Source organism: Streptomyces sp. PA03-5A, from assembly GCF_033792725.1.
Lineage (GTDB): Bacteria > Actinomycetota > Actinomycetes > Streptomycetales > Streptomycetaceae > Actinacidiphila.
Genome location: NZ_JARAVL010000037.1, coordinates 38,892 through 56,688, shown reverse-complemented (window position 1 = coordinate 56,688; position 17,797 = coordinate 38,892). Strand labels below are relative to the sequence as shown.

Sequence of the window (17,797 nt, the reverse complement as noted above, 5' to 3'; positions counted from 1 at the left end):
CTCCTCACGCCGGCTATGGCACGAGGACCGCGCCACACACCCCCGCAGGACATGGCCAGACTCCGACGCTACCTGGAGGCCGTGATCGCGGTCCGCCGTGGTCCCGTGCACACCACCGCCGCCTTCAACGCCGCGTACTTCGGCTTCGACACCGATGGCGACGGCTACGGGAACGGCGCCTTCGACCTCGATGCCTTCCCGACCCTCACGCTGGGACACGACGTTCCAGCCCTGCCCGTCGGAGCGTTGGTTCGTATCGGAACGGGTGCCTCCGAGAAGCTGCTGTACGCCGAGATCATCTACAAGGAAGGCCACCCGCTCGGCTCGACCCAGGAGCCCGAAGTCCCCGCCTGGACCTCCGGCGCGCCCGCCGATGCGGTCGGCCCCGGCGCATCCCGACCCGGCGGCACGGCCGAACGGCAGGAACTGCTGGTACCGGATTTCTCCGCGTTCGGCTCCGCGCTCCAACCCGACGAGCGGCAACTCAAGCGGCTGCGGGACCGGCAGAAATGGCTGGACGCCAACGGGCATGTCGTGGTGAACGCTCACTACGCCTCCGTCGCCGAGGCGCGCCGCCCCGCGGACGCTGCTTACGTCGAGTACCTTCTGGACAGGCAACCCGACGTCTTGCTCCACCCCGCTGTGCCCAGCCCGCTCGCCCACCTGGCCGGTGGCCGAGACCAGCCGCACCTGCGGGCAGCGCTCACGGGGCTCCTCGCCACGGTCAAGCACGCCCTCGCTACCAGTGACGAACTCCGAGTGTGGGACTCCTACGCCCTCACAAGATCCAGAATCGGGCAAGGCCTGGCACATAACGGTCCGCTCGGTAGCTCCGACCTGGAGGATCTGGCTAATTCCCTGGTCCGAAGCGCGGTCCCGAGCGGTCGACGCCGTCACGGCCTGGCCGAAACGTCGCGGACCGTCTACACCGCCGTGGCACCCTGGCTCGCTGCCGTACACGGAGCCGGCGAACTCCTGGCCGAGACCGAGTACGCCGTGTCCGTGTGCCGCGCCAACCTCGTCCTGGCGGACAGTGTCAAGGACACCGAAGGCGGACAGTTCACAGACCCCAACGTCCGCGTCTCACTGGACGAGGCCTTCGGATACGGCGGCATCTGGCGCTCCCACTTCCCCGGATCCGAGGAGTCCTCACGGGATCCACTGACGGCCACGGGGCAAGGCTGGCTGAGCACACTGCGTGGCTTCGACAAGCCGACTCAGCCCCCTGTGTCGACAGCTCCGGCAGAGCACAAGGCAGCAGACGAGGACCGCCTCGACCCGGCGGAGCCGGAGGACACCCCGATACGCGCTGAGGACAGGCTGGGATACGCCTACGACTTGCGGTTCTCCGACAGCGAGGTCACCTGGCGGGTCCCTCTGCGCCTGTCCCATCTGACGGAGGGACGCTTCCCACTGCGGCCCCTTGTGCGTGAAGCGCTCTGCCACCTTGCCGAAGGGGCCGTGCCGGTACGCGTGGAACTGGACCATCCCGGCGTCGAGCTCGAGGATTCGGAGCGTGTGCAGGACGTATGGCTGGACACCAGCACGGACGCCGGTGAGCTGACCGGTGTCGAGTGGCCCATCGACTTCTTCCCGGGGTTGCGGATCACCGTTCAGTGGCCGCGCGGAGGAACGGTATTCCGTCTTTCCACCACCGAACTCGAGGAGGCGGTCGAGGTGGATGGACAACTGATCGCCCACGCCTACGACCCGCGGATCCTCACCCGGGAGAGCGCACCTGGCAGCGAACGCGGCTTCGACTCGCCGACCGGGCTCGATGCCAGGCACCTCGTCCTGCGCGCCGTGCGCCGTTGCGGACTGCTGACCGACGACGGGCACGCCCTGCTCGACCGTGTGAAGCTGCCGGAAACAGTCTACCGGTCGGCACCGGCAGCAGCGCAGCTCGCGGCGCTGGACCAGGCCGTGGACGAGCTCGTCGCCGAGAAGAAGCTGTACGTCGAGACCGGCAGCCGTGACGAGTCCGGACACCCTCACTATCCGGCGCGGGCCACCGAACCCGAAATACCGCTCATCGGCTACGACCCCTGCCCCCGACCAGCTCCCCAGTGGCGAAAGGGACCGGGCACCGCATCGGCGGCTCTCGGCACCGCCTACTTCGTCGACGGCTTCCTCCGTCGCCTGCCGCCCGGCAGCGTACCGAGCGAGACGCAGAGAGTCGCGTACCGCCAGTACTGCCGTCAACTGGGCAAGGCCGACGGCAGCGAACTGCCGTACGGCTTCACGTTCGTCACAGCACATGAACGGAGCCGCTGAAGCCCGCCGTTTCCCGGATCCCGCGCTCGCTGCGGCGGGATGCCGGAGCTAGTAGATCCACACCTAGGCAAGGACCGCTCGCCATGACCGTGCACTATCGCATCCGCAAGGGCCATCCCTGGGCACCCCCTGATCTACCGAAGGAGCTCTTCGACGATCTTGCCACCGCGCTCACGGCACTGGGACCGGGGCTGGAGCACACTCTCGCGGAACTCGGCGCGGACGATGTGGAGACGGCCCTCAATTCGCTGGAGATGAGGGACCGGTTGGCCGTCATGCGCGGCCTGCGGTTTCAGAAGATGGCGCCGCGCAGGGTCGGCCGGGCACTGAGCGAGCAGGTGCTTCTCCGCTTGCAAAGGCTGGAGTTGGCGACAGACCAACGGCATGGCGCGAGTCATCTCACAGAGCGGATCTGGCGAGACGTTCTTGCGGAAGCCTTGCCGGGCGATGGCGTGTCAACCGCAGCTCGGACCATGATTGCCCGGTGGAACGACACACTGCTCCGCCTCGCGTTCTTCTCGCAACTGGGCGTCTCAGCGCTCGATGCGCGCGTTGTGCTCTGGGCCGCCGGCCGAGGCTGGTTCGGCTGGAAGGCGGAGGAAGCCGCACTGGAGAGCGCACGCCTTGCAGCGCAGCGGCTGCTTGACGCCGCAACCGAACTCGGCTGGTCGCCTGGGCAGAACGAAGGCGGAGACGCGAACAATGGAGCCGACGCTGTCGTATCCCCAGAGACCGTCATACCCGAAGCTTCCGAGGAGAGGCCGACCGCCGCACCAGCGGAGCCCCCGATAGCGGAAGGTGCTTCACTCGCCTCGTCCTCCTCGCCGACTCGGGAGGTGGATTCCGGAGAACTCGCCTCTCTGTACCGTCAATTGGCGGCGGCTGTCCAGCAGGCGCAGGAGTGCGCCGACCGCGTCAGCAGCGTCCTGGCCGACGGTGCCCGGCCGGAGCCGGCAGACCTGGGCACCATCGAAGCTGTCTTCCCGGTGTTCGAACGGATGCGGCAAGCCCTCGCTGCTGTTGGAGCGCCACCCGTACCAGACCGCCTGACCGAGATCGCCGACGCGGTCGAGACCCACCGTGCCGCCGCCCAGCGGGACGACACCACGCGCGCGTCACTCCAGGTCCTGCTCACCCTCACCTGTCTGCCCGGGAGCCCGGCCGCGAGCGCGCTGGACGGCGTGATCAGCGGGGCCCGCGAACTCCTGGCGCGTCCGACGTGGGATGAAGCCGAAAAGGAGGAGGCTCGGGCTCTGGCACTGGTGACCGAAATCGTCCACGTACGTGATGAGTACGGCTCCGAAGCCCTCATCCTGGACCTACAGCAGCGGCTGGCCCACGCGCTACCCGCACTGGCCGCAGTCGCGGTCCTGCATCGGCAGATCCTCGTCGCCGGGGCACCGGAAACAGCCGCTGAGCCGGACCCACAGGGCCCGCCGAGCGGCGAGACAGGGGGCGAGAGTGGCATCGACACGGCTCAGTCGTTGACTGCAGCCGCCATGGAGGCGGAGCCGATCACAGACGCGACCACCAGTGATGCGTACGGTGCCGAGCACAGTGCTGCCGACCAGAGCACCGACGAGTCGGCCGTCGCGAACCGCCCGGCCAATGACGAGCCCGTGGCGGTCTTCGAGGGCGCCACCGTCGAAACAGACACCACCCCGGACCACCCGATCGAGGATGCGGCCCGCGAGATCGAGCCGGCACTCGGACGACTGGTGACGGAACGACGCTTCGGCCTGGCCGCGCGCTTGTCGGCTGCGGCTGGCAGGCCCGCCAGCGAGGCGGCCATCTTCCGGCTGGCCGCCCACGCCATCGCGTTGCGGACCCCGTCCGACAACGCCGCGGTGGCCGCGGTTGAAGAATTGCGCTCCGCGGACGTCGCCGCCGGAGCGGACACCGACGGCGCCCCCCTGCTGTTCATGGCCGCCCTGGTGCGAACGGCCCTCGTCACCGGCGACGTGGTTGTCGGCGCGCAGCTCAAGGACCTCGCCCACCGGTTGCCCGGTGCCCTTGCCGAGATGGCAACACACGTTGCGGAGACCACGCTCACCACCGCCCTGCTGATGGCACCGCCCAGCGCTGTAGTCGCTGACGTGTCGGAGAACGAGGAACGACTGCGCGCGGCCGTGGACCTGTGCAGCTCGCTCCTGATCCCGCCGCGCATGCGGTTCAGCCGGGCGACGCAGATGGCGAAGGGCTGGCTGAAGCCGACAGGAGTGCTCGGTTCGGTGCTCACTGCGATCGTCGACGGTTCACCTTCGGCGCCGGCGCAGGCCGAGAAACTCGTCGACCAGCTCGGGCGAAGAAACGAGATCGAGTCGCTCATCCACCAGCAGGATGCTGAGTTCCGCAGCACCGGTGGCCGGGTCATCCAGGGCGCGGGGCGCAACGACGTGCGCCACTTCGTGGAGCGAGTGCGCGCCGGGATCCAAGGCTGGCGCTTCGCGTTGCAGGACACCGGTGCCAGCCGAACGGAAGACAATGCCTGGGCCTTCGACGCGGTTGCATCGCTTCGCAACAACATGCTTGAGCTGCGTGGGCGAGTCGTTCGCGACCTCAACGCCGCGGGCCGTCGCGCCGCGCCGCTGACGGCAGCTGCCGCCGTCGCGGCCCGCTACATCCTGGATGCGGTCTTCAACGAGCTCGAACAGGGGCGCAGGCCGCGAGGAGCCGGGTTCGAAGGAGACGTTGCGGATCTCCTGGATGTCGAACTGTACAAGGTGCGGACCACATCGGATCAGGACCTTGCTCTGGATGACTACCTCCGTGCCGTGGACCTGCCGTGGGACCACGCCGTCTCATTCCAGGTGAAGGGCGACGGTTTCACCGCAGTGCAAACCATCGCCCGACTTGCGGAGCATGGACTGTTGCCCGCGGCTGAGAGCCTGCACTTGTCCGCAGACCGGCTGTCCCAGCTCGAGAGCGAGGAGCGAAAGCAAAGCGAGGCCAGGCATCAGCAGGCAGCAAAGCTCACCACCGAACTCGGCCGGGCACAAGCCGAGGGCGCGCTCACGGTCGAGCAGGACATCCAACTGCAGGGCCTGCTGGCCGATGCCGAACCACGCACCGACGAGGACCAGCCCCGGGAACCGGCGGTGATCCGACGCAACCTGGACCGGGTGGCACAGCTTCTTCCGCGCTACCGCGAAGAGGCCGTCGGCCGGCTGCAGGCCAAGCTGGACGATCTCCGCGACGTCGGGCAGGCGGACCTTAACCGCGTTCGCCGCTTCCTGGACACCGACAACCTGGCCACCGCCGCGGAACTCATCTACTTCCTGGAACTGGGCGAGAAGGTCCCGGAAATCAGGTCCCAGGAGACACATCTGGAAGTCTTCTTCCCTACGGTGCCGGACGCCTTGCCCGACGGGATCACTGAGGACCTCATCGCGGCCGTACGCGACCGCGCCCAGCACGCCGGTCTTCCTGCCCTCGACTACTCCGGTCTGTCGACGCAGGAGGCCGAACGGGTGGCAGCGGCTTTGGAGGGATGGCTGAAGCTGTCCGGGACGAAGGATCGCAACAACATCAGCGTTCGATCCGACCTGAACCCAGCACTCTCCCTGCTGGGCTTCGAGGCCCCGAAGGCACGCCCGCTCGACGACCTGCCGCGCGGCAAGGACTACCGCTTCTTCGAACTCTCGGAACTCCAGGTCACCGGGCGCGCCTGGGCGCCCGCCTTCGGCTCCCAGATCATGGAAAACGGCCGCAAGCTGCGGGCGCTGCTGATCTGGGGACGTCCGCCGGCCAAGCTGGTGCTGAGCCGCATCCTCCAGTCACCCGGTGAGTCCAGCCTGCTCGTTGTGCACTTCGGTACCCTGGACGCGAAGAACCGCGCCGAACTCGCCTGCTCTCCCCAGGGAGGTAAGCCGGTGATGGTCGTGGACGATGCGGCACTTGCCTACCTGGCAGCGCACGGCAACCGGCGCGTGGACGCCGCGACCGAGACCCTCCTGGCGTTCTCGGAGGTCAACCCGTACATCAAGGAGAAGCGTGGCAGGATCGGCTACGAGATGTTCTACGGCCGCGACCGCGAGCGCAAGAGCATCCTCGACCCGGACGGCACGCAGATCCTCTATGGCGGGCGGGGGCTCGGCAAGTCCGCGCTGCTCGCCGACGCCGGGGACCGGTTCGAGGAACAGCGTCCGGGTGTGTACCGCAAGCTTTATGTCAACCTGGACAAGATCGGGATCAGCCGGGGGACGGCGCTGGGCGCCGCGGCGATCTGGCCCACCCTGGAGCAGGAACTGACCAGGGCGGGTGTTCTGGAGCCTCGCAGGCGCAGGGACGCGCATCTGGAGGCTTGGGAGTACGTCACGCACGGCGTCGCCGGTTGGCTGGCCGAGAACCAGGAGCGCCGCCTGCTCGTCCTCCTCGACGAGTGCGACCGGTTCTTCGAGGCGGACGCCCCTGAGTGCACCGAAACACGCCGTCTCCGCGGGCTCGGCGGGGACTCGGCGCACGGGCGGGCCAAGGTGGTCTTCGCCGGCCTGCACTCTGTGCAGCGCTTTACCCGCATCGCCCGCAACGGCCCGTTCAGCCACCTTGCTCAGACGCCGACGGTCGTGGGGCCGCTGACGCCGCAGTTCGCGGCCGATCTGATCGTCCAACCGATGAGTGCGCTCGGCTTCGAGTTCGAAGACGTAGACCTCGTCAACAGGGTGCTGGGTTTCTGCTCGTACCAACCGTTCCTCCTGCAGATTTTCGGCAGCCGCATGGTCCAGATCATGCAGGAGAGGCGGAGTCGCCAGCCGGGCAGCAGGCCGCCCTATGCGATCGAGACCGCCGATGTGGAAGCAGTCGAGCGGGACAACTCGCTGCGCTCGGACATCAAGGCAGCCTTCAAGGACACCCTGGACCTGGACGACCGTTACCGTGTCATCGCCGACGTCCTCGCCGAGCACGCACGGGACCACGGACTCGAGTCCCGACTCAGCGACCGCGAACTGCGCGAAGAATGCGCAGGATGGTGGTCCCGAGGGTTCGGGGATCTGGACAGTGAGAGCTTCCGGGCGTACCTGGAGGAGATGGTCGGGCTGGGCGTTCTGGCTCCCAACCAGGACGGACGCGGGTGGCACCTGCGCGGCCCCAATGCGCTTCGCATGATCGGCACCGCCCAGGACATTGATAACCGGCTTTGGAATGCCGAACGCGAGTGTCGCTTGGAGGAGACGGTCTTTCTGGAGAACCGTCCCGTCCTGTCGGACCACCGCTCGGCTCCCTTGACCCGCAACCAGATCGACTACCTCCTCGGCGGTGGGGGCAACCAGGTGCGGGTCGTACTGGGGACCAGGGCCACCGGAATCAAGGACGCCGAACGCACGCTGCGCGACGAGATTGGGCGCGTCGCCGGCTGGACAATGCCAGCCATTGGCAGAGGGCGTGTGTTCCGAACGGAGCTCGTGGCCGGCCGAGCGGGCGAGCGGCGCCTCTTGATCAGCGATCTCACCACCAAGACCGCGAAGGCCTGCCGGGAGTCGCTGGATCAGGCAATGACCGACGTTCCGGCCGCGGAGGAAACCACCCGGTCGGTGGTTCTGGTGTCCGGTGCCGGCCAGATCGGCTTCTGGCACGATCTGCTGGCCGACGTGAGTGCGGATCTGCGGGACTTGGCCGTGCCGCTGCGTCGATACGACAGGCGCGGGATGCGGGACTGGACTCAACAGCACACCTTGTTCGCGACCGATGAGCGCCTCGACCGTCTGACCGCCGCCACCGGTGGCTGGCCGTTCCTCCTGGACAAGGTCACGGAACTGTACCGGGAGCACGAGAACCAGGACCGGGCACTGCGCGGCCTCGAGCAGTGGTTGAATCAGCCGACTGGCGCTGAGGAATTGGTCGACGCTGTGGGGCTGTTGGAGAACGACGAGCTCCATGCGGCGTACACCGCTCTGATTGAGCACCTCGGCCTCGCCTGGAATTCCGAGGACGATTACCGGGCCGCTCTGGAACTCGCGGATTTCGCCTCGGACGGGGTCCGCACCCTGGTCGCCTGCCTGGAGGCCATGCAGGTGCTGGACAGGGACGGTGCCCGCCTGCGGATCGAACCAGTGCTCCACTCGGCTCTGGGTGTGCTCGGCAAACACACCTGAGACGGAACTTCCGGGGCACCCGGCACACCGGGTGCCCCGCTGGAGTTGTGGCAGTCCCGCCTGACCGACGAGGACCGGGCGACGCCCGGAGTACTCGACTTCTCGCGATCACCGACGGCTACCTCGTCGTCGGCGATTCCCCCATCGTCGTGACGCGTGAGCCTCGGCTACACGCCCCTATCCGTCTTCGCGCTCGGCCACGACGACCACAACCAATCCGGGACACGCCCCATGGGTTACACCGAGATCGACCTCGCCACCGTCCGCACCCTGTTCCCGACAGCCGAGGCCACCTCCGAAGGTGACCTGGGCACCGACCCCGTGCTCAATGACTGGCTGCGTGGCGGACTGAACGTCGCGTTCTACCGCGCCGCCGACCACCGCCTGCTCGCCCGCGCCGTCGAGTCTGCCGAACGCCCTTCCGGCTGGCTCTTCAACGCCCGTTACCACAAGGCCCAGCTGGAATCCCTCTACACCAACTCCCCACCGTCAAAGCCGACGTGCCGCCGAGAACCAACCCGCCCGAGGACTTCGAGGTCGAGGACAACGATGAGTGAGAACACCTACGACGTGGCCCGGCTGGACAAGGCGATCGAGGAGATCACGTTCCACCCGGAGACCTGGAACCAGAGCGAGTGGCGGTGCGGGACCGGTATGGGCCTGGCCGGGCACATCGTGGAGCAGAACGGTGACCAGTGGGCAACTGGTCCCGAGCACCGCTTCAAGAAAGAGGTGCTGGTTCCCAAGGACACTCCGAGCTCAGCCAGCGCGGAAAACTACCTGCGGTGGTACTACCAGCGGCAGTACGGGACCGTGGTGCCCGTCACCCCGGAGGGAATGGCATTGATCGCGGCCGACATGCGCGCCAGCAGCCTGCTCCGCATGTTTGGGGACCATTCCTTGTTCGACTCCGGCTGCACTCTGGAGGAAATCCGGGACTGCCGCGACATGTTGGAGCGCGGTGAGTTTCCGGGATATGAGGACTACTACGGCATGGAGGACTACTACTACGACAATGTCATAAAAAAATACTACGAGGAGTTCGCGTATGACTTCCGGATCGGCAGGGACATATCACTTGATGAAGGGGCGTACGCCACTCTCGTGCAGGACGACGTCCAAGGCTGGCATCTCTTGGTCGGTAGCACGCGGCACGAAATCTGGAAGGCCGGCTCATTGGAGGTCTTCGTCGAAGAATTCCTTCAATACGATGCAGACGAGGATGTCACGGCCTGGGATGCCGCCCACCTCCTCGAGCTATTCGACGAGGCGCTGTACGGTGCCGGGTACCGGCTCGACTTCACGCGGTCCTCGCAGCGCTACGACTACATTGCCGTCAACCAACTGACCCACGAGGACCTCCCGGAGTTGTGGAGCTGAGCGGGACTGATAGTGCCCCGCAGGGGGCTGGCCGTCGGCAGGAAGTCGGTGATGTGTGCCGGGCTGGATGTGGGTGTTGAGGCCCCGCGGTTGGTAGGGATCTCCGCCGCTGAAGAGCAGAAAGACCAGGGCTCCCACAGCAGCCCGACGCCGCATCCGATCAGTTTCGCCCGGGTGTTTGGCTGCACAGCGTCCCCCTCCTGTCGCCGACCCTCAGTTCTCCCGGGTGGCGGCTGTGGTCAGGTTCCGCTCCGGGGCTGCTCGTCGCCTGGAGATCAACCACACCCTGCCGGCCCCCGTCGACCGCCTCTACCTGGTCCTGTCCGAACCGCCCGCCGAGGCCTGGTCGGCCGACACCCTGCACGGCGTCTTCGGCGTCCACCTCTTGTGGCGCACCCAGGGCAGCCGGGGCGGCCAGGACGCGCAAACGGCCCTGGGCTCCGGCCAGGCGTAAGCCGGCTACAAGCGAATTGTCGGACGCGGGAACCACCTCGCCACGTACGAGTTCGGCTGGCCAGCGGCCGCCACCACGCCGCCGACATGTGTTGCTGTGCCGGCGGCATCAGCGGCGAGGTCTTGTCCCAAGCACCGGCAACGTCTAGTACCTGGGTCGTTTGGCAGCCTCACCGTTGAGGTGCCCCAGGAGCAGAAGGACCGTTCGGCATCCGCCGGACGGTAAGCACGGATCTCCACGGGTTCATGCCGAGGGGTCCACACAGACCTCGGAGGCATGCTGCCCGTGGCCACCCATGCTCGATGCCCGCACTGTGCTGCGCCGCTCCAGGCCGACCCGCCACCGGGGGTGGACCCGTGGCGCGCGTTCGGCGACCGCCCGGTGTCGAACCGGGCCCGGCACGTCACCATCCACGAGGTTCATCCGGAGCCGAAGTTGTACGCCTGCCCCGACTGCGGGGGCCGCTGGCAGAGCGACAGACCGGCCAGCTCCGACCCAGCACTCAGGCGCATCCGACCTTACCTGCAGGTGAGGAAGAAACGCGTCAACCGCACCGGCTCACCCTGCCCGACCCCTGCGCCCGAGAAGGAAGAAGGCCCCATGCCCCCGGAAGACGACACCGCCTTCTCCTACGCCCTCGTGGAGCGCAGCCGGAGCTCCGGCACCTACTCGGTCGCGGTGATCTCGGAGATGCCCGGCAACGCCGAAACCGTGGAGGTGCTCAACGTCGACCTGCCCTCCGACACCGTCCCAGGGGCCGACCCGGATCACGACGCCCGAGTCTTCGCCGCCGCGGCCAACGTACTCACCGACGCCGACTACCAACTCACCTCCGCCTGGAGACTCGGCAACGACTGCTACATCGTCGGCGTCGCCATCCCCGACCGGTACTCCGAGAAGCTGAACGAGCTGCTCGACGCGGCGGCCACAGCCGTGGAAGGCCTGACCGCGGTCGACGAGACCCAGGCCCTGGCCTTGTTCGAGACCGCCGAGATCACCCATGACGGCGACCTCGGTACCTACGACGACTTCCATGGCTGGCTGGAGAAGGAGGTCAACCTGGTCTTCTACCAGACGGCGGACGGCCGCCTGCTGGCCCGCCGGGTGGACCGCTTCGAACGGCCCAGCTCCATGCTCTTCAGCGACCGGTACCGCTCAGCAACGCTCACGTCGGTGTTCCCCAACCCCCGACCTGTGCGCGTCGCCGACGAGCCGGACGACGACCGAAACAACCGAAACGACCGAAACGACCGAAACGACCGCGACGGCAGCGACGACCTCGAGGACGAGCAGGACGAGGAGCACACCGCCGAAGTCGGGGACGACGCCTTCGACGCGTTCCCCCTGCGATACGAGGATGCGGACGTGCCATGGCCGGTCGTGCAGCGCCTCAACGCCCGCCGGGCGCGGCAGTTCCAGCTGGTGTCCACGCTTGAGCGCGATCCCGCAGAGCTGGGGTTCAACGACCGGCTGCTCGCTCGAGGACACAGCCTCGCCTTCTACGCGGGAGCCTGCTCGGACCGCAGGGAGCTGCTCGTCCGCCACTACGGCGGACCCTGGCCGAGAATCCTTCCCTCGAAGCCGCCACAGGCGCTGGAGGGGTGGGACGGTGAGTACAGGCTCGTGGCCACCTACGCGGGAGGCTCACTGTTCGGCGAGAACTGGCAGTACGGCGTCTCCACCATGCCACTGGAGTCGTTCCTCACCGTCCACGTGCAACCCGCCGAGGGCGAGGAGACAGAGTACGCGTTGCGCGTCCACGACGGGGTCCTGGAACTGCTGAAGGATCAGGACTCCGCACCGGAGGCCGTCACCGTCCTGGGCGCCGTCGAGGCCGGGGCCGACCCGCTGGCTGTCGCCCTCGCCGCGGTCCCGGACCTGCTCGCCGTCCCCCCGACCGCCGCCGTGGACATCACGACCACAACCCCGCACGCCGTGGCCGACGCCATCCGCTTCACCTCCAGCCCCGGGGGGAACACCTGGGAGGACCTGTACGGACAGGACTGGGACGACTACGAGGACCAGTGCCGGGCACGCTTCCGTCGACACGACGATCTGATACCGCTGCGCCTTGACATCAACGGCACGCCGCACCTGGCCGGCATGGTCGACGGCGACTGTGTGGTGATCCCCGTGGACAGGAAGGACATCGAGCCGAGCCGCGTCTTCCTCTCGGTCTCCTACGACTTCGACGGCGGCGGCATCTTCAGCGGTCAGGGCAGCCAGAGCGTTGGGGAGATACGGCCCGGCCTGAACGCGTACTGGGAGGACTTCACCGAGGAGAACTGGGACAGGGGCCTCATCCTGTCGAGGGGAGACCTGGTCGACTTCGCCACCGAGCTGCTGTTGGGATCCATGTTCCAAGCCAACGTCGTCCACACCCTGATCGGCGGGCTCGATGCCGTCCCCGAAGTCAGCCTCCAGGGCGACCTCGAACACTACGAGGACGTCGAGGCATTCGTCGACTTCGAACCTCACGACGAGGAGGGACTGCGGCTCCTTCGCGCGCTCCGCGACGCCCACGGAGGCGAGTCGGCGGTCGGCAAGCGCATCGAGGCCTACCTCACGGAGGTGTCGCAATAGCCCATGCCAGCTCGGGCCCGCCGAGGTGCCAACGCCCCTGCAGGCCACTCCCACTCTTGTCGTTTCCACCGCCAGTTAGGACTCAGATCAAAATAAGGCTTTCAGTCGTCGCCAGCAGATGATGGCGCAGCCGAGGGTGAGGAAGGCTTGGTGGATGTCGGCGCGGATCTCCCGGCGGATGCGCAGTCGGCGGAACCAGTGCAGGAGGGCAAAGGCTGCTTCCACGACCCAGCGGTTCTTGCCCAGTCTGCTGCCGTGCTTGGTGCCGCGGCGGGCGATGAGCGGGCGAATGCCCAGTTCGCGGACCTGGCGGCGATAGACGTCGTGGTCGTAGTCCCGGTCGGCGTAGAGCACGCCGGGGCGCCGACGCGGCCGGCCGCGCTTGCCGCGGATCGGCGGCACGGCGTGGATCAGGGGCAGGAGCTGGGTGACGTCGTTGCGGTTGCCGCCGGTCACGGTGGCTGCCAGCGGGATGCCGTGGGCGTCGACGATGACGTGGTGCTTGCTGCCCGTCTTGCCGCGGTCCACCGGGGAGCGGCCGGTGGCCGCTCCCCCTGTCATGGCCCGCAGGTGCGAGCCGTCGACCGCTGCTCGGGACAGATCGAGCTGGTCAGCGGCGCGTAACTCGGCGAGGAGCAGTTCGTGCAGCTTCTGCCACACGCCCGCGTCGTTCCATTCCCGTAGTCGGCGCCAGCAGGTGCTTCCTGATCCGTAGCCCAACTCCTGGGGCAGGAACTCCCACCGGATCCCGGTGTGCAGCACGAACAGGATCCCGCATAGGACCTTGCGGTCATCCAGCCGTTTGCGCCCGGGGTAGCGGTAGCGGTGCTCGGCCTTCGGCAGGAGAGCAGCGGGCACTGTACGACGCGCGACGCGACGTAGAGATCCCCGCTCACGGCTCGCGCCTGCTGGTCATCCGGCCCACAGACCTGGACGCCAACAGTCGCGGCCGACTGCTGCGGCAGGCCGGCCAATCAGACTCGCCGTGCACCCCTCACCAGGGGTCTTCCAATCCGAGAAACCACCCCTCGGTCAACGGCGCACGTGGTACCGCTCGCCGCGAAAGGCGGCCCCTTGCAGTTTCACCGGCCAGGAAGAGGGCTTGGCCGGGGCCGGCTTCAGGAGACATCAGACGTCAGGTACGTCAGGTACACCCCTCCCTCGCAGTCGGACATCTTCCGCAGGGTCCAGCGGCCCCGGACGTTCGTGGAGGAGAAGTTCGACTCGGCGTCGTCCTCCTCCACTTCGCCCTCCTTGGGGATGTAGCCAGCCTTTGGGAGCCGCTTGTGCAGGAACGCCAGCGTGGTGTCGAAGCCGCCCCGTATGACGGTGGCGACGACGAGCCGGCCGCCGGTGCGGTGCTCCACCGAGGTCACGACCGCGCCGTCGGGCACCGGCAGGTTCTCCGGGAAGTCCTTGGGGAGCGGCAGTGACGCGGCAGTGGGACAGCCGCCAGGCGCGAAGCCGACCGCATTCCCGGCCGGCGGATCGGTTGCGTGCTCCGCCGCGTACGGTGTCGCCCGCGGTGGCTCGGCGTGCTTGTTCGCCGCTGAGCATCCGGTGACCGCGGCCAGGCTGAGGACGGCTGCTGCCAGTACGGCAGCCGGGGGCGATGGCTTCATCGAGTGGTTTCCTTAGGGCTTCTTGTGCGGCCGAGGATCAAGGCGTCGTACGCGCCGTACAGCGTGTTGCCTGAAGACTGGCGGGCGATGGACGCCAGCGCGTCGTAGTTCTGCGCACCTCCGGTCGCGCAGGTGCCGGTGCAGCCGTCGGCGTAGGCGGCGAGCACGCGACCCTGGGCGTCGGTGGTGACGTCGATGAAGTCCAGGAGATTGCGATCGTTGCCGCACGTGGTGCCGCCCGTGCAGATCGACCCCTTCTGAACCGGGTCGGTGGGGGTGGCGTCGACGGTCACCCAGGACTGGCCGCCGTCGTAGGTGGTGGCCACGTACAGGTGCCAGACGCCCGTGAAGTTAGCCGCGTCCTGATAGTTGCCGCCGGTGGTGGTGCCCAGGAAAGCGAACGCGGCGCGGTTGTCGTCGCCCGCGGTCATGGCCGGAAAGACGATGTTCTTGATGCCGAGGGCCGCGCCGACGTTCTGGTCGTACAGCCACGTCCTGCCCTTGTCGTGGCTGACGGCGATACGCGGCGTGCCGTCGCTGTTCTGGTAGCCCATGTAGACGGTTCCGCCGGCCCCGACTCCCACGCTCGGGTCCGAGTCACCGGGGGTGCTGGACGGGTTCTTGCGGACGGTCCACGTCAGCCCGTTGTCCTCGGAGACGGCCACGGCCTGATTGCCACCGCAGCCCTTGTTGGGCACGTACACCGTGCCGTCCGGGGCGACCTTCACATGCCCGTGCAGGCCGCCGCAGTCCAGCAGCGAGTACATCGGAACGGCGGGACCGTACGTCAGACCGCCGTCCCGACTGACCGCGCAAGAGGCGTCGGCGATGTCCTGGGAACAGTAGTAGACGGCGTTCGGGTACGACGTGACGGTGCCTGGACCGCCCGTGGCGAAGGGGCCGCCACCGATGCTCTGGTGGTCCACACCGGAGTTGATGCCCGAGCCGCCCGTCGGCGTCCACATGTCACCGTCGTCGTCGGTGTAGCAGGTCAGGGCGGTCTTGCCGGCGAGCTGCGACTCGAAGGTGCGGTGGGTGACCGGGTCGGTGAACAGGATCGGGTCGAGGCTGGTGGTGCTTCCCTGGGGGCAGCCGTTGGCCGCGCTCGCGCTCTTGTCCTGCCATGTGGCGGCACCGGCACTGTCGTAGGTGACCTTGAGTGTCGACGTGTACGCCTGGAACATTGCGGCGCCGCTCGCACGGTCGACGCCGATCGATGGTTCACCGGCGTTGTGCGCATCCGCGATGCCGTCGGGTGCCCAGGAGTTCGCGTACGTCGGCGGCGTGGCCGTACTCGGCGGCGGATCGACCGGAGTGGCGATCAGGCTCGCGGTGCCGGTGAAGCTGTTGCCGAGCGGCGCGTACGGCACCACGCGCACGGTGTATGACGCCGACACCGCCGGGAGCACCACGGTCTCGGGGTCGCTGGAAGAGGCCGAGGTGGCCACCACCTCTTGGTCGTCCGTATCGAGGACGTACAGGTCGAAGTCGGCGGCGGATCCCGGCCATCTGACGTCGATGCGCAGGCTGTGACCGGCGTCGTAGCCCGCAGGCACCGACACCTTCAGGGCGTAGTCGTCGCAGGGTTGCCCATGCCCGCAGCTCACCGTCCCGGCAGTGCCGGAGACATTCGGGACGGCGAAGGGCCCGGCGCTCCACGTGGTCGTGAACGCGGTGTCGCTGACCGATCCGGAGGACGGGGTCGCGGCGCCGGCCGGCGCACCCGGCAGGGTTCCGGCGACGAGCACCAGCAACCCGACGGCGCGACGCCCCCGCGACCGCAGGTGGAAGTGAAGGCGACGTGCGAAGAGGAGAGCCACAGGTACCTCGTGGATTCGCGAGTCGGATGAAGGGTGGCGGTACGGGTGAAGCCTTCATCTGCTCTACGGGGAGGCAGGCGGTGTCCGTCGCGAGCAACCGAACTCTTTTCGAAGCGGGCCGGACGGGTGCTGAGGGGGTTGGCCGGAGTCGGTGAGGCAGATCGCTCGGGGGCAAGAACGTCGCCCGGCCCACCACAGCCCGACCGCAGTGAAGCCCGCCGGCCCAGCCCGGCCGCGCCCGTTCCCCTCGAAAAAGTGCCCCCGCGCGACCACGCGAGGGCACTTACGGAGGCCTGGTCAGAGGGCGTCGACGCCGCTCACCTTCCAGCCGTCGTTGGTGTTGGTGAGCGTCATGCGCACCCTGTTCATGTCCAGCCGCGGCTGCGGGACCTGAGTGCTCCGGGTGATCTGGTTGACGAAGAGCAGGACGACGGCCCGGTCCCGTGTGGCCGACACGACGGACACCGCCGGGGCGTCACCGTCGGGTGGTGTGGCCACGGTCGCCTTCACCACACCGTGGTACTTCGTCGCGGTCGGCGCGACCACCGCCTTCGTGGTCTTGCCGTACTGCTCGCGGAAGCGCCCGGTCAGCAGGATGCGGGCACGGGAGAAGTCCCGGTCCAGGTGCCGGTAGTCGTACGACAGCACGACCGGCGCCGCATTCCGCGCGGCTGCGAGGGCCTCGTCGCGGGCCTGCTCCGCCTGCCGCCCCTGCTGGTACTCCCGCCCGAGTACGGCGGCCGCGACCAGGGCCGCCACGAGGACGATGCCCAGCGCCGCGGTGAGCATGCCCCGCCCGGCCTTGCGCGGGGACGCACCGCCCTCCGTCTTCCCCTCGAACGACTCGGGTGACTCGGGCTCCGGCGGGTCCTCCCAGCCGTTCGGCGGCGGATCGACGAGCAGGGTGCGCCCGGAGCGGGTCTGCTCTTCCTGGTGGCCACCGCATTCGCGAGGCGCAGGCCGCCCGGCGCGCTTGGCCGCCGCGCGGGTGGCCGCGGTCATGGTGCGGCGGGCCGGTGAGCCGGTGCCGCGGGTGCTGCGGAAGGCCGGGTTCGCCACGGTGTCTCTCCTCATTGTTGGTCTCACGGCAGGGTCAGCCCACGAACACGACGTCGGAGGTCAACCAGCGACCTGCCACGTATGCGAGGTCGAGCTGGAGCCGGTAGGTGCGCGCCTGGCCCTCGGGCGCGGCGGTGTTGGTCACCTTGCTGTCGGCCACGACCAGGACCCGGGCCGAGCGCGCGTCGTACCGCACGATGCCCGCTTCCAGGACCTGTCCGTCGGACACCGACTTGTTCTGTGCAACCAGCCTCGTCAGTTGTTCGGTCTGCGAGGCGAACTCCTTCTTGAACTCGCCGGTGGCGTTCGCCAGCACATTGGCGCTGTCCCGGTCGTAGTGCCGGTAGTCGAGCGAGGTGAAGCTCAGCGCCGACTGGCGGGCCGCAGCCAAGATGTCCTGACGGCGCTGTTCCGCCGCGCGCTGGTCGGACAGCTTCCAGCCCAGCCAGACACACAGCACGGTCGTCAACACGGTCGCAGCGACGAGCCCCGCAGACAGCAGCCTCATGCCGC

General features: G+C 68.1%; 10 protein-coding genes and 1 riboswitch. Of the genes, 5 read left to right on the top strand and 5 right to left on the bottom strand.

Annotation, left to right across the window (positions count from 1 at the left end):
* Positions 1-51: 51 nt before the first annotated feature.
* The 5 genes from PV410_RS35210 (at position 52) to PV410_RS35190 (ending at position 12,783) form a co-directional block, all read left to right on the top strand.
* Complete coding sequence (locus tag PV410_RS35210) at positions 52-2,274, top strand: hypothetical protein (RefSeq protein WP_500330007.1); 2,223 nt, start codon at positions 52-54, stop codon at positions 2,272-2,274.
* 83 nt (positions 2,275-2,357) lie between these two features.
* Positions 2,358-8,366: a hypothetical protein gene (locus PV410_RS35205; protein WP_500330005.1), complete on the top strand. Its 6,009-nt coding sequence runs from the start codon at positions 2,358-2,360 to the stop codon at positions 8,364-8,366.
* A 156-nt stretch (positions 8,367-8,522) separates the two neighbouring features.
* Positions 8,523-9,746, top strand: coding sequence for a hypothetical protein (locus PV410_RS35200; RefSeq protein ID WP_500330004.1), 1,224 nt, complete (start codon positions 8,523-8,525; stop codon positions 9,744-9,746).
* A 235-nt stretch (positions 9,747-9,981) separates the two neighbouring features.
* Complete coding sequence (locus tag PV410_RS35195) at positions 9,982-10,200, top strand: hypothetical protein (RefSeq protein WP_500330002.1); 219 nt, start codon at positions 9,982-9,984, stop codon at positions 10,198-10,200.
* 123 nt (positions 10,201-10,323) lie between these two features.
* A riboswitch (SAM riboswitch) is annotated at positions 10,324-10,434 on the top strand.
* Between the two features lie 366 nt (positions 10,435-10,800).
* Positions 10,801-12,783, top strand: coding sequence for a hypothetical protein (locus PV410_RS35190; RefSeq protein WP_500330000.1), 1,983 nt, complete (start codon positions 10,801-10,803; stop codon positions 12,781-12,783).
* An 87-nt stretch (positions 12,784-12,870) separates the two neighbouring features.
* Here PV410_RS35190 and PV410_RS35185 read toward each other — a convergent pair whose 3' ends face one another.
* The 5 genes from PV410_RS35185 to PV410_RS35165 form a co-directional block, all read right to left on the bottom strand.
* Entirely contained in the window at positions 12,871-13,641 is a 771-nt protein-coding gene (locus PV410_RS35185; RefSeq protein ID WP_500329998.1) for an IS5 family transposase, read from the bottom strand.
* Between the two features lie 260 nt (positions 13,642-13,901).
* Positions 13,902-14,405, bottom strand: a complete 504-nt coding sequence (locus PV410_RS35180; protein ID WP_500329997.1) for a hypothetical protein — start codon at positions 14,403-14,405, stop codon at positions 13,902-13,904.
* A complete protein-coding gene (locus PV410_RS35175) occupies positions 14,402-16,225 on the bottom strand; it encodes a sialidase family protein (RefSeq protein WP_500329995.1) in 1,824 nt (607 codons plus the stop codon). Before PV410_RS35175 ends, PV410_RS35180 begins: the two co-directional genes overlap by 4 nt.
* Before the next feature lie 297 nt (positions 16,226-16,522).
* Complete coding sequence (locus PV410_RS35170; protein WP_500329993.1) at positions 16,523-17,284, bottom strand: Rv1363c family protein; 762 nt, start codon at positions 17,282-17,284, stop codon at positions 16,523-16,525.
* 34 nt (positions 17,285-17,318) lie between these two features.
* Entirely contained in the window at positions 17,319-17,792 is a 474-nt protein-coding gene (locus PV410_RS35165) for an Rv1363c family protein (protein ID WP_500329992.1), read from the bottom strand.
* Between the last annotated feature and the right edge of the window lie 5 nt (positions 17,793-17,797).